Consider the following 19,083-nt stretch of genomic DNA (forward strand, 5'->3'; position numbering starts at 1 on the left):
GTTGCCGGGGCTCGCGCGGTGGGTGGGTCGCCTGCCGCGGTCCCTTCACAGGAGACGTCGGAGCCGGTGCGCGTTTCCCGGCACCTCGCCGGAGGTCACCTGTTCGGGCGGGCCCTCAGGTACGAACGGTCCCGTTCCGCGACCCGTCCGCGCGGGCCCGCGGAGCGCAGCACCACGTCGAGGACCGCCACCCGCGCGGTCAGACCGCGGTGCGCGGCCGGCCCGGCGAGCAGGAGGGCGGTGGAGGTGCGCCGGGCCGATATCGGCAGGACGTCGCCGGTCACGCGCCCGCCGCCAGTTCCCGCTCCAGGGGCGTACGGAAACGCGGGGTGACCCGCACGTCGCCGACCCAGGCGGTCAGGCGCGCCGCCTCCGCCCGGATCGCCGCCACGGCCTCCTCGCCCACGTCCGCCAGGAGGCGCCAGACCACCTCGCCGTCCGGGCGCTGCGCCCAGCCGCCGACGACGCGGCCGTTCCACCAGACCGTCGGGCCGATGTTGCCGCTGCGGTCGAAGAGGGCGGGGCGGTGATCCGGGTCCAGGTACCAGTCGCGCGCCTGCCGGCCCATCGGCGTCGGGTCCAGGGCCGGGAGCAGCGCCGCCCACGGCTCGGGCGGGTCGGGTACGGGGTCGAGGTCGGCCGGCAGGACGTGCCCGACGCCCTCGTCGAGCGCGACCCGTCGCGTGCCGAGGGCCGACAGCGCGCGGCGTACGTCGGTGACCTTCCAGCCCGTCCACCACTTCAGGTCGGCCTCGGTCGCCGGCCCGTACGCGGCCAGCCAGTGCCGTACGAGCTCCGCCTGCGCCTCGGCGGCCGGGAGGTCGCTGTGCGGCGGGACGAGCGCCCAGGGGAAGCGGCTCGACGTCCAGCCGCCCTGCGGGCGGCCCCGGGCGATCCGGCCCTCCATGCCGAGGAGCCGCAGGATCCGGCTGGACACCGACTGCGGGCCCTCCTGGTTGGTGCCCACCCCGTACACGTACTGCGCCCGCAACCGGGGCACCGCGGCGCCGAGTTCCGTCCCCGTCGCCTCGCCCCGGTCCGTCAGCTCCGCGAGCACCTGCCGCTCGGTCTCGGCCAGCCATGCCTCGTCGTAGTCGCTGCCCGCCGCCAACTGCCGCACCAGCGACGCGCGTTCGCGCATGGCGGCCGCCTCCGACGAGGAGGAGTGCACGGCCGCCGCCAGCGCGGTCGGGACGACGAAGACCGTGTGCCGCATCCCGTGCATGCGCGTCAGCGTCCGGTCCTCGTAGAGCGCCCGCTCGACCTCCGCCACCGGGTCACGGTCCGCGGTGAGCCGCGCCCCCACCGCCAGGAACACCGTCGCCGGGTCCGTCGCGTGCAGCGCCACCAGGGCGCCGGCGACCTCCTCCGCCGTCGACACCCGTGCCGCCCCGGCCAGTCGGTGCCGTAGCGCGAGCCTGGCCCGGCGCTCCCCGGCGCCGATCGTTCTCGTCGTCCCCGTGCTCTTCTCGCTCATGGCCCCAGGATGGCCTCGGGGGGCCGGGAAGTCCGTCACCGTTCTCACGAACTCGTCCTTCTTGCCGAAGAGTCGACCGGGACCGCCCCGGACCGGCGCACCCCGCCGCCGGGCACGGGAGACGGGCGGACGCGTCGCGCCGCCCGGTGGGGTGGGCTCGGAGGGGTGGGCTAGGAGCGGGGCGCGACGGCGGCGGGCCGGGACGGCGGCGGGCCGGGACGGCGGCAGGCCGGGACGGGGGCGGGCACCCCGGCCGGCGGCCCGCCTCGCGCGGCTCAGTCCGCGGCCGCGCGCTCCCCCACCGGCCGGCGTCGCAGACCCGGGTCGGTCAGGGCGGCCGGCTGCCAGACGCCGTCCGCGCGATAGAGATCGGTGCCCGGCGGCACGATCGCGTCGATGCGGTCCAGGACCTCGTCGGTCAGGACCACCGAGGCGCCCTTCAGCAGGCCCTCCAACTGCTCCCGCGTGCGCGGTCCGAGGATCACCGACGTCACCGCCGGGTGCGCGGCGACGAACGCGACCGCCAGCTCGGGCAGCGTGCAGCCGATCTCGTCGGCGAGCGCGGCGAACTGCTCGACCGCGTCGAGCTTGGCCGCGTTCCCCGGCAGCGCCGGGTCGAAGCGGTGCGGGGTGAGCGCGGCCCGCCCGCTGGTGAGGTCGACGGGCCGGCCCTTGCGGTACTTGCCGCTGAGGAAGCCGGAAGCCAGCGGCGCCCAGGTCAGCACCCCCATCCCGGACCGCTGCGCGACCGGCAGGACCGAGGTCTCGACGCCGCGCGCGAGCAGCGAGTACGGCGGCTGCTCGCTGCGGAAGCGGCGCAGACCGCGCCGCTCGGCGACGGCGTGCGCCTCGACGATCTGCTCGGCGGGGAAGGCCGAGCAGCCGAAGGCGCGGATCTTGCCCTGGGAGACGAGGTCGCCGAGGACGTCGAGGGTCTCCTCGATGTCGGTGCGGTGGTCGGGCCGGTGCACCTGGTAGAGGTCGATCCACTCCGTGCCCAGCCGCTTGAGGCTGTTCTCGACGGCCCGGACGATCCAACGCCTCGACGAGCCGCCCCGGTTGGGGCCCTCGCCGCCGACCGGGAAGTACACCTTCGTGGCCAGCACGGTCTCCTCGCGCCGCCGCGGGTCGCGCAGTGCCTTGCCGACGATCTCCTCGGACTCGCCCGCCGAGTACATGTCGGCGGTGTCGACGAAGTTCACGCCCCGGTCGAGGGCGGCATGGATGATCCGTACGGCGTCCTCATGATCGGGGTTGCCGACCGCCCCGAACATCATCGTGCCGAGGCAGTACGTACTGACTTCGATCCCGGTCCCGCCGAGTATCCGATAGCGCATGGGCCGCACCCTAGGACCTGGAGTCCGCTCCAGGGCAAGGGGTTTCGGCGAGGAACCCCGCCACCAGACGGTGCAGCACCTCGGGCCGCTCCAGGTGCAGGTCGTGCCCGGCGCCCGGCAGGCAGGCGCCGCGCAGCGCGGGGAGCCGCCGGGCCATCCCGTCGTACTCCTCCCGCGCGAGGAAACCGTGCTGTCCGACCACGGCGAGGACCGGCACGCGGATCGCCGCCCACTCCTCCCACCAGCTCCGCCCGGCGTTCTCGGCCAGCGAGGCGGTCATCACCTCGGGGTCGAAGCGCGGCCGCAGTCCGCCGTCCCGCTCCTCCAGGCCGTCCGCCCAGCCTTCGCCCACGGGCCCGCCGCCGAGGTGGGCGACGGCCGCCTCCCGGGACGGGAACGGCACCGGCCAGGCCCGCAGCCAGTCCCCGACGTCTGCCAGCGCCTGCGGGCCGATGCCGCCGGGGCCGGCCTCGACCAGGACGGCGCCGGACAGGCGGGCGGGGTGGCGCGCGGCGGTGAGGAGGGCGGCGTGCCCGCCGTAGGACTGCCCGACGAGCACCGGCGCCCTCAGGCCGAGTGCGTCCAGGACGGCCAGGACGTCGTCGACGTAGGCGGTCCGGGAGACGTCGGCCGGGCGCCGCTCACTGGCGCCGTGGCCGCGCTGGTCGAGGGCGACGACCCGGTGGCCGTCGGCGCGGAGCCGGTGCGCGAGGGCGTCCCACTCGCCGACGTGCCCGGCGAGCCCGTGGAGCAGGAGGAGCGGCCGGCCGTCGCCGCCCCAGTCGCGCAGGGAGAGGCGTACCCCGTCGCGTACGAGGGTGCGCTCGGTCCAGGGGCACGGGGCCGGCGTCTGGGCCGGATCCCCGGCCGGTTCCTGGGAGGGCTCCCGGGCCGGTTCCTGGGAGGGCTCGCGGGAGGGTTGGCGGGAGGCCGGTGCCTGCGCCGGGTCGTGGGCGGGCGGGACGGCGGTCACAGGGTCTCCAGCTGGCGGTCGGCGTGGCTGCCGGGGCAGAGCAGCGCGTCGGCGACGGCCGTACGGGCGTAGAGCACGGACCGGCCGCTGCGGTGGGCGCTGACCAGGCCGGCGTGCTTGAGGGCGATGAGGTGCTGGGACACGGCGGCGGCCGACAGGCCCGTCGTCGCGGCGAGTTGGGTGGTCGAGGCGGGGGTGTCGAGTTCGGCGAGGAGGAGGGCGCGCGAGCGCCCGATGACGGCGGCGACGGCCTCGGTCGCGGAGCCGGTGGTGCGGGGCTCCCACAGATTGCCGATCCCGCGCGCGGGATAGGCGAGTTGGGGCGGGTCCGGGGCCACGGAACGGGTCAGGACCTTGGGCCAGGCGAACGCGGACGGGATGAGCAGCAGTCCGGAGCCGGCCTTGTCGCGGGTGAGCGAGCAGGAGCGCCGGACCAGCTTGAGCGTCCCGTCGTCCCACCGCACGGTCTCGTGGAGTTCGCCCAGGACGCGGGCGGAGCCGTGCTCGGCGACCTGACGGGCGCGGTGGAAGACGTCTGCCTCCAGGAGGCTGCGGATCCGGGCCCAGTAGGGGGCGAGCGCGAGCTCCCAGTACGTCTCGATCTCGGCGCAGAGCCGGTCGAGGTCGATGTCCCCCTCCGCGACGGGGAGTTTGCCGGCGTCGCGGCGGATCAGCTCGGGGGAGGCCCCGCGGATGGCGTCGAGTTCCCCGGCGAGGGTGGGGAAGGGCCCGGTGGGGGTGGGGGTGAGGAAGTCGGCGAGGAAGGTCCCGCCGGGCACCAGCCTGGCGAGCAGCCCGCGGTCCAGCCCGGCCCGGGCGACCCGGGGGCGTACCTGCGCGGCCCAGCGCCGGTGCAGGGGCGGGTCGACGTCCTCCCGGAGGAGACGGAAGCTGGTGACGACCTCCCACATGGGGGAGACGGCGAAGCGGGTCTGGGCCAGATCGGCGGCGGAAAAGCTGAGTTCGGACTCCATGGGTCCCCCTGACGAGCCGCGGTCGGGACGCGCCCGGCCGCGGAGCCGACCTGAGGCCGCGGGCCGGACGAGCATCCGGATTCGGCCTGAGCTTAATCATTGGAGGGCGGTGGGGGCAGGGGCGCAGTCTCGGCGCATGCCCTCCTCCTTCACCGGCCTTCCGGCCACCGTCTGGACCGTGTTCGGCGGCACGATCGTCAATCGCCTCGGCCACATGGTCACCCCGTTCCTGGTGTTCTTCCTCGCCTCGCGCGGCGTCACCGGCACCGACACCTCGTACGTGCTCGGCGCGCTCGGCGCCGGCAACCTCCTCGGCCCGGCCGTCGGCGGCGTCCTCGCCGACCGCCTCGGCCGGCGCCCCACGATGCTCATCGGCCTGATCGGGGCCGCGGCGGCGCAGGGCGCGCTGTTCGTGGCGCCCGGGGTGTGGACGATGGCCGCGGCCGCGCTGCTGATCAGCGCCGCCGGGACGGTCGTCCCGCCGGCCGCGTACGCGCTGATGGCCGACGCCGTCGAGGCCGAACGCCGGCAGCGGGCGTACGCGCTCTTCGGCTGGGGCGTCAACATCGGCACGGCCGTCTCCGGTGTCCTCGGCGGCCTGCTCGCCGCCCACGGCTACTGGCTGCTCTTCGCGGTCGACGCCGGCACCATGCTCATCTACGCGGGCATCGTCGTGACCCGTCTGACGGAGCCGCCCCGCGGGCCGCGCGCGGCGGGCGACGGCCTCGGCTACGGCGTCGTCCTCCGCGACCGGCTGGCGATGCTCCTGCTCCCGCTCTACGGCGTGCAGCTCTTCGTCTACTCGCTCACCGAGGTCGCCCTGCCGCTCGCGATCCACGACAGCGGTCTCTCACCCGCCGTGTACGGCGCGATGGCGGCCGTCAACGCGGTCCTGGTGGTCGCCGTCCAGCCCTTCGCGACGGCCCGCCTGGCCCGCCTGCCGCAGATCCCGGTGCAGGCCGCGGGCAGCGCGCTGATCGCGGTCGGCGTCGCCCTGACCGGGGTGGCCGACGGGATCCTCGCGTTCACGCTCTCGGTCGTGATCTGGTCCCTGGGCGAGGTGGTCGTCGCGGGCATCGCGGCCGCCGTCGTCGCCGACCTGGCGCCCGCCCACGCCCGCGGCCGCTACCAGGGCGCGTACAGCTGGACCTGGGGCGTCGCCCGCTTCGGCGCCCTCACCCTGGGCGTGACCGTCTACACCGGCGCCGGCCCGGCCGCGCTCTGGTGGACGGCCCTCGTCGCCGGCCTGACCACCGCGGCCGTCACCCTCACGCTGTCCCGCCGCGTGACCGCCCGCTCCGCCCTAGCGGCCGCCGCCGTTCCGGCCGGCGAGGGTGTGGGCCACGAGGGCGTTGGCATGGCCGTGGCCGAGCCCGTGCTCGGACTTGAGCCAGGAGACGAGCTCCATGTGCCGGGTGAGCGGGGAGGCGTCGATGAGCTCGAACCACTCGGCGACGGGACGGCCGTACTTCTTCTCGATGGAGGGGAAGTAGCTGGCGGGACCCTTGACCGTGGCGGGCGTGGCGGACATGAGGCGACCTCTTCTCTGCGGGATGCGGCCGAGCGCTGCTGACGACCGGACGGCACACCGCCGGACCGCTCGCTGCGGAGGGACCGACGACGTACGAGAGGGCAGACCGGCGCCCCACCGAGAACTCATCGGTGGGGCGCCGGTCTCTTTCGATCTTCTCCGCTTACGAGGGGTCGTGGGCAGGGGGAGACCGTGCGGACGTGCCGAACTCGCCTACGCGTCCACCGAGCGGAAGGGGAGACCGCGCGCAAGGGGAGACCGCGCGCAAGGGGAGACCGCGCGCAAGGGGCGGCCGTGGGGGCCGGGGCGGCCGTGGGGACGGGCCGACAGCGAGGACGGACCGACAGTGAGGACGGACCGACAGTGAGGACGGACCGACAGTGGGGACGGACCGACAGGGCACGTGCCCGGGCGCCCGCTCCTAGCGCGCCACCGCGTACCCCGCCAGCCGCTCGCGCAGCCGCTCCCGGCACTCCGGCCATTCCGTGTCCGTCACCGAGAAGACCGCCGAGTCGCGCAGGCGCCCCTCCTCACCGGGGGCCCAGGAGGCCGACCAGTTGCGGAGGACGCCCTCGAAGCGGGCGCCGGTCCGCTCGATCGCGGCGCGGGAGCGCGCGTTGCGGGCGTCGGTCTTGAGGTCGAGGCGGGAGACACCCCAGACCTCGAAGGCGTGCTGGAACAGCAGGTACTTGGCCTCGGTGTTCACGCCGGTGCCCTGCGCCGAAGCGGCCAGCCAGGTGAAGCCGACCTCGACCGCCTGGAGCGCGCCGCCGCCGGGCCGCAGCCGCGGGTCCCAGAAGGAGGTGACCCCGACGGCGCGGCCGGTGGACTTCCGGATCTGGGCGTACGGCGCGAGCGTGCCGGCCGCGGCGCGGCCGTGCTGGGTGTCGATGTACGCGCCCACCTCGGCGGCCGTCGGCACCCACGTGTACGTGTACGTGTCGCGGTTCTCCGTCACGGCGGCCGCGAGGTCCGCGGCGTGGCGGTGGCCGAGCGGCTCCAGGCGGACGAGATCGCCCTCCAGGACCGGCCCTTCGAGCGTGAACGTCATCGCCTGCCAACCCTCCCCGTCGCGGTCCGCGCGCCGTGGCCCGTGCCACGGCCCGTCACGGGCCCGCGTGATCGCCCGCAGCCTCGCAGATCGCCTCCCGCGTGTCGCGCGATTTCCACCCGGGGACTCACGCCTGCTCCTAGGCTCGGGACGTGACGGAGAACGAGATCAAAATCAAGGCCATCGCCGCACTCACGGCGCTGCGCGGGGGAGTCGAGGAGAGTCTCGTCTCCGACCTCCTGGGCGAGGTGATCCCGGGTCAGTTCGCCGTACCGGCCGAGGCGACCGCGGAGGAGGCCGGCCTGTCGGTGCTCGCGCAGCTCTCCGACCCGCTGAGCGCCCTCGTCAACGGCTTCATCCTCGCCTTCGACGCCGTGGCCGACGCCCATGACGCCGCCGGCGCGCAGCCCGACACCGAGTCGATCCTCCAGGAGCTGGCCCTGCGGCTGGCGAGCGACAACTACGGCTGATCCGGGCCGTCCGCTCCCCGGCCCCGGACCGGCCCGCGCCCCCCACCCGGCGCCTGCACCGCATCGCCGGGGCGCCGCCGCACCGCCGGGGCGCCGCCCGCACTGTCATCCCGTCGGGGCGCCGCCTCCTCCGCGCCGCGCGAGCGCCGCGAGTACCGCGCCGCGGGGGTGGGCCGTGCGGGTCGTCGCGGCCGGTGCCGCCCCGAGCGACAGCCCCGCCCCGACGGGATGACAGTGCGGCCGGCCTCGCCACCGCGGTGCGCCGATCACCCCGGAGGGGTGTTCACCGGTGCGCCTGCGCGAAGGGCGCGGTGCAGCTGCCGAGGATGCGCCCATGCGCCTTTCCCCCTCCTTGTCGCGCCGTGCCCTGCTGCCGTTCGCGGCCGCCGTCGCCCTGCTGGCCACCGGGGTCACCTCGGTGGCCACGGCGGCCGAGGCCTGCGGTTCGGTCATCACGGCCCCGCTCGCCCCGCCGGCCCCCGCCGACGAGCCCTGTCCCAGCACGGACCCGGTCGTGTGCCGGATCCGGGTGATGCCGATGGACGAGAAGGTCGAGGCCCAGCGGACCCGTATCCGCTACCACGGCCTCCTGGAGGACATGCACCGGACCGAGGCGGACATGCGGGCCGCGGGCGCCACCGAGGAAGAGGTCGCCCGCGAGCTGGTCGAGATGCGCAACCAGGCCAAGGAGATCACCCGGGCCGGGATGACCCCCGAAGAGGTCCGGATCCTGGAGGAGCGCAACCAGGCCAAGTACGGCAACCCGCTGGGCCCGACGGCCGACCAGCTGTACGCGAAGTACGGCTCGTGGGAGCAGGTCGGGGCCGCGGCGATGCGCACGAGCTACGCGGTCGATCGCGAACTGAGCCTGGAGTACCGGCCCTGCCCGGTCTGACCGGGGCCCGACGGGGCGCCGCGGCCGGGCCGCCCCCGCGGCGGCGACGGCCGTGCCGACCGCCTCAACCCTTCCTCCGCAGCGTCATGAGCGCGCCCGGCTCGGTGAGGTCCCTGGTGTACAGGAGGCCGCCGTCCGCCAGCGTCCTGACCAGGGGGTAGGTCACGTCCCCGACGACGCACTTCTCGTCGGGCGAGGACCCCGTCACACGGGACGCGTAGGTGACCCGGCCCTGGTCGGCGTCGGTGAGCGTCCACGCGCTTTCGCACCACGTGCCGGTCCTCGGCGTCTCGACGCGGATCCTGCTCTTCTCCTGGCTGGGCGCCGACTGCACGAGGGTCAGGGTGACGGTGGTGACGGCCCCGTCGGCACCCTTGCTCTCGCCGACCCAGGTACCGAGGAACTTCGCGGGGATGACGCCCGCGCCGGGAGCCGTACTCGGCGTGGGGCCGGTGTCGGTCGGCCCGGGGGTCCTCGCGTGCGGGGCGGCGGATGTCGTCCCGCCCCCGGACGGGGCCGTCCGCCCGGGGTCCTTCCCCGCGTCCTGCCCGTCGTTCTTCCGCAGCTGCTCGACCAGCAGGTATCCGCCGCCCAGCACCAGCACGCCGGCCAGCACGGCCGCCAGGACCCCGTACCCCCGCCGGCCGCGGGGGCGCCGGGAGGACGGCGCGCGGTCCGGTACCGGCGGCGTCGGGAGAGGAGCCGGCGCGTACGGCCCCAGGGGCCCCACGGTCGCCGGACCGAAACCCGCCGGGGCCGGCGGCCCGAACCCGGGCGTACGGGGGGTCCCGTCCGCACCGGGGGTCCCGTCCGCACTGGGGGTCCCGTCCGCACCGGGGGTCCCGTCCGCACCGGGGGTCGCGGGCACACCGCCGCCCGGCAGGGGCTTCGCCTCCTGGTCCGCCCGCTCGCCCCCCGCCGCCCCGCCGCCCCCAGGCTCCCCGGGAGCAGCGGCCCCGCCCTCGGGAGGTACGGCTCCGCCCCCGGGGGACGGCTCACCCGCGGGAGGAACGGCCCCGCCCCCGGGAGGAACGGCCCCCCTGGGAGCAACGGCTCCGCCCCCGGGGGACGGCTCACCCTCGGGAGGTACGGCTCCGCCCGCGGGAGGTACGGCTCCACCCTCGGGAGCAGCGGTCCGGCTGCCGACGGCAGCGCCCGGATCCTCGCCGGGAGCGGCCTCGTTCCCGGCGGGAGCCGGGTTCCCGGCCGCCGTCTCGGGCGCCGGGGCCGGAGCCGGGTACCCGGCGGCCGCACCCTCCCGTGCCTCCCGGCCCCTGTCCCCGGCCTCCCGCTCCGCCTTCCGTGCCTCCCGGCCCCTGTCCCCGGCCTCCCGCTCCGCCTCCCGAGCCTCCCTCTCCCCGTCCCCGGCTTCTCCCTCCCCCTTCCGGGCTTCCCTCTCCCCGTCCCCGGCTTCCCCCTCCAGGTCCAGCAGCTGCACGGCGCTGCGGCCGACCGCCGCGGCCAGCGCCGCGGGCAGCCAGTCCCCGTGCCCCAGCCGGGCGGCCGCGGCGCCGTCGTCGCCCAGGCGCTCCCGCAGCACGCCGGGTGTGGGGCGGGCCGACGGGTCCTTGGCCAGGCAGTCGCGGACGAGGGCGTGCAGCGGGCCGGTCAGCCCGGAGAGGTCGGGCTCCTCGTACAGCACCCGGTAGAGCAGGACGGGCGCGCTCACGTCGGAGCCGAACGGCATCGTGCCCGTCGCCGCGTACGCGAGCACCGCGCCGAGGGAGAAGACGTCGCTGGGCGGCCCGGCGGGCAGGCCGTTCGCCTGCTCCGGCGACATGAAGCCCGGCGAGCCGAACACCTGTCCGGACCGGGTGAGCCCGGTGGTGGCGTCCAGTGCCCGCGCGATGCCGAAGTCGATCAGCCGCGGCCCGTCCAGGGTCAGCAGCACGTTCGACGGCTTGACGTCCCGGTGGACCAGCCCGAGGCCGTGCACCTGGGCGAGCGCCTCGGCGAGGCCGATGCCGAGGGTGCGCACGGCCGGCTCGGGCAAGGGGCCGAACTCCCGTACGGCGGCGCCGAGCGCGGGCCCGGCGACGTAGCCGGTGGCCACCCAGGGGAGCTCGCCGTCGGTGTCCGCGTCGAGGACCGGCGCGGTCCAGGTGCCGCCCACCCGCCGGGCGGCGGCCACCTCCTGGCGGAACCGGGCCCGGAACTCGGAGTCCTCGGTCAGGTCGCGACGGACCACCTTGACGGCGACGGTCCGGCCGCCCGGGGTCCGCCCGAGGTAGACCCGCCCCATCCCGCCCGCGCCGAGTCTCCGGAGCAACCGGTACCCGCCCACCTGCCGCGGATCGTCCGCTGCCAGCGGCTGCATGCCCCCACGCTCCCCCCGCGCCCCGGCGCGGCCGTCCCCGTTTCACGTGCCCCGAGCAGACGCTAGCGGCCCGGGACCGTCCGCGGGACGGGTTCGCGATCACGGCGACCGCGTTGCTCTCCGCGAACCCGTCACCGCGGGAGCCGGCGGGGGGCGGGGAACGGCGGAGGCCCGGTCCGCCGATGCGGACCGGGCCTCGGAGCGAGTCCGGTCAGAACTCCAGCACCTCGCGGTCGAGCGGATAGCGCGCACGGTGCGGACCGTCGTACGGCGAGGGCGTGATCGGCAGGACGCCGGTCGGCTGCAGGCCCAGGTTGTCGTCCCAGATCCGGGGGTCGACGTGGCCGACGACGCGGAACCACCGGAAGGTGAACGGCGGGCTGTCGGTCGGGAAGAACTGGGGCGTGGTCATCACCTGGAAGTGCAGGTGCGGCGTGGTCGAGTTGCCGCTGTTGCCGATCAGCCCGAGGACCTGACCGGGGTCGACCCGGTCGCCTTCCCGGACCCTCAGCGAGCCGGGCTTCATGTGGGCGTAGAGGAGGAAGCGGCCCGGGGCGACCTCGACGGTGACGTGGTTGCCGACGGTGTCCTCGATCGGCGGGATGGGCGGCGTCCGGGGCGGGGTGTTGTCCGGGACGCCGTCCTGGACCTGCACCACCCTGCCGCCGGCCGAGGCCACGATCGGCTGACCGTAGCTCAGGTAGCTGGTGAGCAGCGCGGGGTCGCCCTGCCAGGTCTGCCCCTGCTCACCGACCCGGTACCAGTCGATCGCGAAGCGCTGCGGCACGTAGAAGCGGCCGTTGATGGGGGCGAGGCCGCGCCGGTGGTGGGTGTTGCCGCAGCAGGACTCGCTGGAGTACCAGGTGCCGGGGCGGACCGGCGGGTTCAGGTTCAGCGGCGGGGTGCCGGAGGTCCTGGTGGGCTGCACCGTCTCCTCGAACGGGGAGGGACCGGAAGGGCTCAGGACGGCACCGGAGAGACGGTGTTCGAGCACCCTCGGTACCCGCTGACCGCGGTCGAAGGTCAGGTCGATCCAGATGATCCACTGCTGGGAGCCCGGGATGACGGTCGGCGTGGGCGCCGGGGGAGCCGGAGTGTAGGCGTCCGCGCCCGGCAGGGGGTCGCCCACGGGATTGGCGGCGTCGGCCAGCGCCTGCCCGCTCAGCGAGCCGACGACCTGATGGGTGCGGGCGTCCCGCACCTCGACGCGGTCGAGCCGCAGCGACGTGCGGGTGGACAGGGCGCTCGTGGTGAGCAGCTCGTACGAGAGGTGCGTCTTGTCGTCCGTGGCGACGAAGGGCGCCGGTTCGGTCATCACCGCCGCCGTCAGCGGCGTGAACTGTGCGATGGGCGCCGGATGGGCCGCGCCGGCCCCGAATCCGGGTTCCGCCGAGGCCACCAGCATGCCGGCCGCGAGCACGGCAGCGGCGAGCCCGCGAAGTAGCGGGCTGCGGCCGGTGCGTTTGCGAGGGTCGCGCTCTGCCATTGCGCTCTTTCGTTCGTCGGATCCGGGCCGCGAACGACGCCGGCACGCCCCGCGCAGAGGCGCAGGCCCATGTAATCCGGCGCCGCGTCACTCCTGGCGGAGGGCGCCGGAGCCGGGCGCCGAACTACACCCGTCCAGCCGCACCGCCCGGCGGCCCCGCCTCCGGGCAGCGCCGTGGGCGCTCCCCGCGCGCCCACGGGCCCGACGAACCTCGGCGAGCCACTGCGGTGCGATCGTGACGGGGGGCGCCCGCGTCGAGGGCGTGACCGAGCCGGCGCACGTCGGCATACGTCAGCTGCTGCGCGTACCCCCAGACCCGGAAAACGTCGAAGGGCCCCACCGCGAACGGTGGGGCCCTTCGACAACGTGCCCGGTGAGGCACTGGCGGAGGATACGAGATTCGAACTCGTGAGGGGTTGCCCCCAACACGCTTTCCAAGCGTGCGCCCTAGGCCTCTAGGCGAATCCTCCGTGGAGAACATTACATGACCGGAGAGGGTGCTCGCGCACACGATGTGGAGCGGGGGCGGCCAAGGGTGCAGGTCGAGGAGGGGGGACGGGCCGGGGCCGGGATCGGGTACTCTGGGCGCAGCCCCTCACGTGGCGCTATCTGACTGAACTCCCCCAGGGCCGGAAGGCAGCAAGGGTAGGTCGGCTCTGGCGGGTGCGTGGGGGGCGCTTGCGTTCCCGGGTTGTCAGTGGGCGCCTATAACCTCGTATACGTGTCGTCTCTCGCGCTGTACCGCCGCTACCGCCCCGAGTCCTTCGCCGAGGTCATCGGGCAGGAGCATGTCACCGACCCGCTGCAGCAGGCGCTGCGGAACAACCGGGTCAATCACGCGTACCTGTTCAGCGGGCCCCGCGGCTGCGGCAAGACGACCAGCGCCCGGATCCTCGCGCGGTGTCTGAACTGTGAGAAGGGTCCCACCCCCACGCCCTGCGGCGAGTGCCAGTCCTGCCGGGACCTCGCGCGGAACGGGCCGGGCTCGATCGACGTCATCGAGATCGACGCCGCCTCGCACGGTGGTGTGGACGACGCCCGTGACCTGCGGGAGAAGGCCTTCTTCGGGCCCGCCTCCAGCCGCTACAAGATCTACATCATCGACGAGGCGCACATGGTCACCTCGGCGGGCTTCAACGCCCTGCTGAAGGTGGTGGAGGAGCCGCCGGAGCACCTCAAGTTCATCTTCGCGACGACCGAGCCCGAGAAGGTCATCGGCACCATCCGGTCGCGCACCCACCACTACCCCTTCCGGCTCGTCCCGCCCGGCACGCTGCGGGACTATCTGGGCGAGGTCTGCGGCCGCGAGGGGATCCCGGTCGAGGACGGGGTCCTGCCGCTGGTCGTCCGGGCCGGCGCGGGGTCCGTGCGTGACTCGATGTCGGTGATGGACCAGTTGCTCGCCGGCGCCACCGAGGCCGGTGTGACGTACGCCATGGCCACGTCGCTCCTGGGATACACCGACGGATCCCTGCTCGACTCCGTGGTGGACGCCTTCGCCGCCGGCGACGGCGCCGCCGCCTTCGAGGTCGTCGACCGGGTGGTCGAGGGCGGCAACGACCCGCGGCGCTTCGTCGCGGACCTCCTGGAGCGGCTGCGCGACCTGGTGATCCTCGCGGCCGTGCCCGACGCCGCCGAGAAGGGGCTCGTCGACGCCCCCGTCGACGTCATCGAGCGCATGCAGGCGCAGGCGTCCGTCTTCGGTGCCGCCGAGCTCAGCCGCGCCGCCGACCTCGTCAACGCCGGTCTCACGGAGATGCGCGGCGCCACGTCGCCCCGGCTCCAGCTGGAGCTGATCTGCGCCCGCGTGCTGCTGCCCGGCGCCTTCGACGACGAGCGTTCGGTCCAGGCCCGTCTGGACCGGCTCGAGCGCGGCGCCGCCGACGCGCCCCCGGCCGTGTTCACGACGACCTCCCCCGCGCCGCAGATGGGGTACGTGCCGGGGCCCGACGCCCACGTCCCTCCGCCGGCTCCCGCGCCGGCGCCCGCCCCCGTGCGGGAGGTTCCCGCTCCCGCGCCCCAGCAGGCTCCCGCGCCCCAGCAGGCACCCCCGCCTGCCGCCCCCGCCGCCCAGCCGCAGCCCGGTGCCTGGCCCGGGGCCGCGCGGCCCGGTGGCGGCGGGCCCGGCGCCTGGCCCGGTGCACCGGCCCCGGCGGCCGCCCCGGCGTCGCATGCGCCCGCCCCGCAGGCCCCCGCGCCCCAGGCCGCCCCTGCCGCGGCGGCCGGCGGCTCCGGCAACATGGCCGCGGGTGCCGCCCAGGTGCGCAACATGTGGCCGCAGATCCTGGAGGCGGTCAAGAACCGCCGCCGGTTCACCTGGATCCTGCTCTCGCAGAACGCGCAGGTCGCGGGCTTCGACGGCACCACCCTCCAGCTCGGCTTCCTCAACGCGGGCGCCCGCGACAACTTCGCGAGCAGCGGCAGCGAGGACGTCCTGAAGGCGGCCCTCGGCGAGCAGTTCAACGTGCAGTGGCGGATCGAGGCGATCATCGACCCCTCGGGCGGCGCCAACCCGCCCCCGGCCGCCGGCGGCTTCTCCGGCGGTGGCGGCGGCGGAGGTGGCTTCGGCGGCGGTGGCGGCTTCGGCGGAGGCGGCCGGCCGGCCCCGCCCGCCCAGGCCCCCGCGTACGCGCCCGCCCCGGCCCCCGCGCCGTCGCAGTCCGCCCCGCAGGCCGCCGCGCCCGCCCCGGCGCCGGCTCCCGCTCCCGTGCAGGCCCCGGCCGCCGCGCCCGCCCCGCAGGCGCCGCCGCCGGTCGCGCCCGAGGACGACGTCCCGGAGGAGGACGACCCGGACCTCGTGGACTCCGCCCTGTCCGGCCACGAGCTCATCGTGCGCGAGCTCGGCGCCACGGTCCTGGAGGAATACACGAACGAGTAGGCGCGTCTCGCTCGGTGGCCCGCACAAGGGGCATCCCGCCCCTCGGGCTACCCTGGCTGGCGTGAAGGTCCTCGTCATCGGCGGCGGCGCCCGCGAACACGCCCTGTGCCGCTCCCTCTCCCTCGATCCCGACGTCACCGCTCTGCACTGCGCGCCCGGCAACGCCGGAATCGCCGAGGTCGCCGAGCTCCACCCCATCGACCAGCTCGACGGCGCCGCCGTCGCCGCTCTCGCCGGCGAGCTCGGCGCCGACCTGGTCGTCGTCGGCCCGGAGGCTCCGCTCGTCGCCGGTGTCGCCGACGCCGTCCGCGCGGCCGGCATCCCGGCCTTCGGCCCCTCTCGGGAGGCGGCACAGCTGGAGGGCTCCAAGGCCTTCGCCAAGGACGTCATGGCCGGCGCCGGTGTGCCCACCGCCCGCAGCTACGTCTGCACCACCCCGGAGGAGATCGACGAGGCGCTCGACGCCTTCGGCGCTCCGTACGTCGTCAAGGACGACGGCCTCGCCGCCGGCAAGGGCGTCGTGGTGACCGACGACGTCCAGGAGGCCCGGGCGCACGCCCTCGCCTGCGACCGGGTCGTCATCGAGGAGTTCCTCGACGGCCCCGAGGTCTCCCTCTTCGCCGTGACCGACGGCACCACCGTCCTCCCGCTGCAGCCCGCGCAGGACTTCAAGCGCGCGCTCGACGGCGACGAGGGCCCGAACACCGGCGGCATGGGCGCCTACTCGCCGCTGCCGTGGGCCGACCCGAAGCTGGTCGACGAGGTCCTCGCGACCGTCCTGCAGCCCACCGTGGACGAGCTGCGCCGCCGCGGCACCCCGTTCTCCGGTCTGCTCTACGCGGGTCTGGCCATCACCGGCCGCGGCATCCGGGTCATCGAGTTCAACGCCCGCTTCGGCGACCCCGAGACCCAGGTCGTGCTCGCCCGTCTGCAGACCCCCCTGGCCGGACTGCTGCTGCACGCGGCCGAGGGCACCCTCGCCGACCAGGCTCCGCTCGTCTGGCGCGACGAGGCGGCCGTCACCGTGGTCGTCGCCTCGCACAACTACCCGGGCACCCCGCGCACCGGCGACCCGATCGAGGGCCTCGCCGAGGTCGCGGAGAAGGACGCGCCGCACGCCTACGTCCTCCACGCCGGTACGCAGCGGGACGGCGACGCCGTCGTGAGCGCGGGCGGACGGGTGCTGTCGGTGACCGCCACCGGTTCGGACCTGACCGAGGCCCGCGAGCGCGCCTACGCGGCGGTCGGCCGTATCCGTCTTGACGGTGCGCAGCACCGTACGGACATCGCCGAGAAGGCCGCCCGGGGCTGACGCCCGGCGCCTCCAGGGCGCGGTCGTGCAGTGAAGCGCACGGCCGCGCCGACGTCATCACCTTTGCCCAAAGCCATTCCATCGGGTGACGGCTCGCCCATCTGGATGACGCCCGCCGACGCCCCAACTAGGGTGCGGCGAAGGCGTTCCCGGTGAGCTTCCGGGTGTGCTCCGGCACTTGGCCCACCGACATTGCGATGTCGGTGGCGGGTGCCACAGTGGGGGAGTGAGCAACACCGCCACGGGCAGTCCCGGACAGGGCAGGAGGGGGTGATGGACGGCGTGACCGGCACCGGTACCGCACTCGGCGAGGAGCTCGGCGCGCGCGCCGCGCGCACCCGGGCCCTCGCGGTGCTCCGCGTGCGGGGCAGGGCCCTCGGTCTCGCGGTCCTTCCCGCCGCCGTCGCCGTCGTCCTCTACGCGGGCGGCGTCACCGACCACTTCACCGGCCCGGGCTGGGACGCCGCGCGCTGGGTGGTGACCGTCATCGCCGTGATCGTGCTGCTCGTGGCGGCCGCCGTCGCCCTGGTCGTGGCGCGTTCCCGGCCGGCCATGACGCCGACGGTGGAGCTCGCGGAGAGTTCCGCCCCCGACCTCTACCGGCTGGTGCGCGACCTCGCCGACCGGCTCGGCGTCCCCGCCCCCTCCGCGATAGCGCTCACCCCGGACTGCGACAGCTGGCTGGAGGACCGCTCGCACCCGGCGCACGCCCGGCACCAGGGCCACCAGGCCGGGGAGGCCCCCGTCCTGGTCATCGGCTCTCCCTTCCTGTGGTGGATGCGGGTCGGCGAGCTGCGCGCCGTCCTCGCCCCCGTCGTCGCCGGCACCGGCCCGGCGGCGCACCCCGACATAGCCGCGGCCCGGCGCTTCGTGCGCGGTCTCGACGCGGCGGTGGCGGTGCCCCGGCAGCCCGGCCTCGACCCGGTCCGCAGGCTCGGCGCCGCCGGCGTGGGCCGGCTGGCCGCGATCCTGCTGAAGGGCTGCCGCGATCACGTGGCCGAGATGGAGCGGGGCGTCGCGGCGGCCGGCTCCGAGCGGGCGCAGGCCGTCGACTACGGCGTACGGATCGTCGCCCAGGAGCAGGTCGGCCTCGCCTACGCGGGCTGGGACCGGCTGCTGACGCGAGTGGCGCTGCCCGCCTGGCGGATGGGCCGCTGGCCCACCCACCTCGACGCGGGCGTGGTCTCCGCGCTCACCGAGCTGTCCCGCCGCGACCGCCTCGCCGAGGGCTTCACCTCCCGCCTCGGCGAGCGCCCCGCCTGCGACCTCCTGGAGGAGCCGGGCGCGGTCGACGAGGCCACCTCCCTGCTGGCCGCCCGCCTCTTCCACGGCGCCCCGGCCGAGCCGGGCGCGGACTGGGCCCCCGTGCAGTGGAGCGAGTACGCGGAGGAGGTCGTGGACCGCAAATGGCGCACCGACGCGTCGCGCCTCCACCAGGTCCTGGACCGCCTCGGCCCGACGGTCGCCCGGGAACCGGGGACCCCTGCCCACGAGCCGGGAGCACCCACCGCCCCGGACCCCGCCACACCCGCCTCCGCCGGCAGCGCCCCCTCCGCCTCCGCCGGAAGCGCCGCCGATGCCACCCGCGCCCCGGCAGCAGGAAGCGCCGGAGACGCCGCCCGCCCCCCGGCAGCCGGGACCGCCGCCGACGCACCCCCCGACAGCTCCGCCGCCCCTGCGCCCCAGGGCAGCCCCACCGCCCCCGCACCCCCAGACAGCTCCGCCGCCCCGGCCCCGGCCGGAAGCGCCGCCCCCGCACCCCCCGACAGCCCCGCCGCCCCGGCCCCGGCCGGAAGCGCCGCCCCCGCACCCCCCGACAGCCCCACCGCGCCCGCCCCGGCCGGGACCGACGCCGCCCCCGCCCCGGCCGGGACCGCCGCCGGCGCCACCCGCGCACCGGCGGCCGGGAGCGCCGCCGATCCGGCCTCGGGCGCCCCCACCCTCTCTCGCGTCATGGCCCACCTCGCCGCCCCGCAGGCCGGCGACGGCGGAGTGGCCGACGCCCTCGCCGCCGCGCTCACCGCCCAGGCGGCCCGCGAGGAGGGGCTGCGGCCGGCGGCGCCCGCGGCCGAGGGACCGGACGGGCCGCTGCCGCTGTTCCCGCTGCAGCCGCCGCGCAGCGGACGGGACCTGCTCGCGGACCACGTGGCGGCGATGGTCTGCTGTGCGGCGGTCGACACGGCCGAGGCCGCGCCGGGGCTCGACTGGCTGGACGGGCCGGCCCTGTTCGTCCGGGGCGAGCGGAGCACGGATCTGACCGGCGTCGTCCTGGCGCTCGTCGAGGACGGCGATCCGGAGCCCCTGCGCGCCTGGCTGGCCAGGACCGGGGTGCGCCCGGAGAAGCCCGTACGCCTGGTCTGAGGCGGCCGGCCGATGCCCCGG

The 19,083-nt window shown here is 76.0% G+C and carries 14 protein-coding genes, 1 tRNA gene, 1 other RNA gene and 1 pseudogene; 7 read left to right on the forward strand and 10 right to left on the reverse strand.

The annotated features are described in order from the left end of the window. Positions 1-95: 95 nt before the first annotated feature. The 5 genes from ACGF1Z_RS22950 to ACGF1Z_RS22970 form a co-directional block, all read right to left on the reverse strand. The gene (locus ACGF1Z_RS22950) at positions 96-284 is read right to left on the reverse strand and encodes a hypothetical protein (RefSeq protein WP_393006780.1); all 189 of its coding nucleotides are present in this window, start codon (positions 282-284) and stop codon (positions 96-98) included. Next, entirely contained in the window at positions 281-1,477 is a 1,197-nt protein-coding gene (locus ACGF1Z_RS22955) for a winged helix DNA-binding domain-containing protein (RefSeq protein ID WP_393006782.1), read from the reverse strand. Before ACGF1Z_RS22955 ends, ACGF1Z_RS22950 begins: the two co-directional genes overlap by 4 nt. Before the next feature lie 275 nt (positions 1,478-1,752). Next, positions 1,753-2,814, reverse strand: a complete 1,062-nt coding sequence (locus ACGF1Z_RS22960; protein WP_393006784.1) for an aldo/keto reductase — start codon at positions 2,812-2,814, stop codon at positions 1,753-1,755. Between the two features lie 10 nt (positions 2,815-2,824). Continuing rightward, positions 2,825-3,604, reverse strand: a complete 780-nt coding sequence (locus tag ACGF1Z_RS22965; RefSeq protein ID WP_393006942.1) for an alpha/beta fold hydrolase — start codon at positions 3,602-3,604, stop codon at positions 2,825-2,827. Between the two features lie 179 nt (positions 3,605-3,783). After that, positions 3,784-4,761, reverse strand: a complete 978-nt coding sequence (locus tag ACGF1Z_RS22970) for a DUF5937 family protein (RefSeq protein ID WP_393006786.1) — start codon at positions 4,759-4,761, stop codon at positions 3,784-3,786. Between the two features lie 136 nt (positions 4,762-4,897). Here ACGF1Z_RS22970 and ACGF1Z_RS22975 point away from each other — a divergent pair. Continuing rightward, positions 4,898-5,917, forward strand: a pseudogene (locus ACGF1Z_RS22975) (MFS transporter); the annotation flags it as partial. Positions 5,918-6,064: 147 nt separating this feature from the next. On the opposite strand, the gene ACGF1Z_RS22980 reads toward ACGF1Z_RS22975, so the two are convergent. Further along, a complete protein-coding gene (locus tag ACGF1Z_RS22980; protein WP_393006944.1) occupies positions 6,065-6,292 on the reverse strand; it encodes a DUF4287 domain-containing protein in 228 nt (75 codons plus the stop codon). Between the two features lie 421 nt (positions 6,293-6,713). Further along, positions 6,714-7,343, reverse strand: coding sequence for a GNAT family N-acetyltransferase (locus tag ACGF1Z_RS22985; RefSeq protein ID WP_393006788.1), 630 nt, complete (start codon positions 7,341-7,343; stop codon positions 6,714-6,716). Positions 7,344-7,495: 152 nt separating this feature from the next. Here ACGF1Z_RS22985 and ACGF1Z_RS22990 point away from each other — a divergent pair, with 152 nt between their 5' ends. Continuing rightward, positions 7,496-7,813, forward strand: coding sequence for a hypothetical protein (locus ACGF1Z_RS22990; RefSeq protein WP_393006790.1), 318 nt, complete (start codon positions 7,496-7,498; stop codon positions 7,811-7,813). A 334-nt stretch (positions 7,814-8,147) separates the two neighbouring features. Then, positions 8,148-8,708 carry a hypothetical protein gene (locus tag ACGF1Z_RS22995; protein WP_393006792.1) on the forward strand — a complete coding sequence of 187 codons (561 nt, stop codon included), beginning with the start codon at positions 8,148-8,150 and terminating at the stop codon, positions 8,706-8,708. A 64-nt stretch (positions 8,709-8,772) separates the two neighbouring features. On the opposite strand, the gene ACGF1Z_RS23000 is transcribed toward ACGF1Z_RS22995, so the two are convergent. The 3 genes from ACGF1Z_RS23000 to ACGF1Z_RS23010 all read right to left on the reverse strand — a co-directional run bounded on the left by ACGF1Z_RS23000 (position 8,773) and on the right by ACGF1Z_RS23010 (position 12,981). Then, positions 8,773-11,025 carry a protein kinase gene (locus tag ACGF1Z_RS23000; protein WP_393006794.1) on the reverse strand — a complete coding sequence of 751 codons (2,253 nt, stop codon included), beginning with the start codon at positions 11,023-11,025 and terminating at the stop codon, positions 8,773-8,775. A gap of 211 nt (positions 11,026-11,236) precedes the next feature. After that, entirely contained in the window at positions 11,237-12,511 is a 1,275-nt protein-coding gene (locus ACGF1Z_RS23005) for a M23 family metallopeptidase (protein WP_393006796.1), read from the reverse strand. Between the two features lie 382 nt (positions 12,512-12,893). Continuing rightward, positions 12,894-12,981 (reverse strand) — tRNA-Ser (locus tag ACGF1Z_RS23010). A gap of 116 nt (positions 12,982-13,097) precedes the next feature. Between ACGF1Z_RS23010 and ffs the strand changes: the two genes are divergently transcribed. From ffs to ACGF1Z_RS23030, 4 genes are all read left to right on the forward strand, one after another. Further along, an RNA gene (gene ffs, locus ACGF1Z_RS23015) (signal recognition particle sRNA small type) lies at positions 13,098-13,196 on the forward strand. Between the two features lie 36 nt (positions 13,197-13,232). Next, complete coding sequence (locus ACGF1Z_RS23020) at positions 13,233-15,389, forward strand: DNA polymerase III subunit gamma and tau (RefSeq protein WP_393006798.1); 2,157 nt, start codon at positions 13,233-13,235, stop codon at positions 15,387-15,389. Between the two features lie 61 nt (positions 15,390-15,450). Then, positions 15,451-16,701: a phosphoribosylamine--glycine ligase gene (purD, locus tag ACGF1Z_RS23025; RefSeq protein ID WP_393006800.1), complete on the forward strand. Its 1,251-nt coding sequence runs from the start codon at positions 15,451-15,453 to the stop codon at positions 16,699-16,701. Positions 16,702-16,974: 273 nt separating this feature from the next. After that, positions 16,975-19,062, forward strand: a complete 2,088-nt coding sequence (locus ACGF1Z_RS23030) for a hypothetical protein (RefSeq protein WP_393006802.1) — start codon at positions 16,975-16,977, stop codon at positions 19,060-19,062. The last annotated feature ends 21 nt before the right edge of the window (positions 19,063-19,083 follow it).

The organism is Streptomyces sp. NPDC048018, assembly GCF_043202995.1.
Classification (GTDB): domain Bacteria; phylum Actinomycetota; class Actinomycetes; order Streptomycetales; family Streptomycetaceae; genus Streptomyces.

What these genes read in the sequence shown, in the direction of transcription:
- ACGF1Z_RS23005 (WP_393006796.1), bottom strand. Translation starts at nt 12,511, where the DNA reads ATGGCAGAGCGCGACCCTCGCAAACGCACCGGCCGCAGCCCGCTACTT.
- ACGF1Z_RS23000 (WP_393006794.1), bottom strand. Translation starts at nt 11,025, where the DNA reads ATGCAGCCGCTGGCAGCGGACGATCCGCGGCAGGTGGGCGGGTACCGG.
- ACGF1Z_RS22960 (WP_393006784.1), bottom strand. Translation starts at nt 2,814, where the DNA reads ATGCGCTATCGGATACTCGGCGGGACCGGGATCGAAGTCAGTACGTAC.
- ACGF1Z_RS23030 (WP_393006802.1), top strand. Translation starts at nt 16,975, where the DNA reads ATGGACGGCGTGACCGGCACCGGTACCGCACTCGGCGAGGAGCTCGGC.
- ACGF1Z_RS22980 (WP_393006944.1), bottom strand. Translation starts at nt 6,292, where the DNA reads ATGTCCGCCACGCCCGCCACGGTCAAGGGTCCCGCCAGCTACTTCCCC.
- ACGF1Z_RS22955 (WP_393006782.1), bottom strand. Translation starts at nt 1,477, where the DNA reads ATGAGCGAGAAGAGCACGGGGACGACGAGAACGATCGGCGCCGGGGAG.
- ACGF1Z_RS22985 (WP_393006788.1), bottom strand. Translation starts at nt 7,343, where the DNA reads ATGACGTTCACGCTCGAAGGGCCGGTCCTGGAGGGCGATCTCGTCCGC.
- ACGF1Z_RS22970 (WP_393006786.1), bottom strand. Translation starts at nt 4,761, where the DNA reads ATGGAGTCCGAACTCAGCTTTTCCGCCGCCGATCTGGCCCAGACCCGC.
- ACGF1Z_RS22995 (WP_393006792.1), top strand. Translation starts at nt 8,148, where the DNA reads ATGCGCCTTTCCCCCTCCTTGTCGCGCCGTGCCCTGCTGCCGTTCGCG.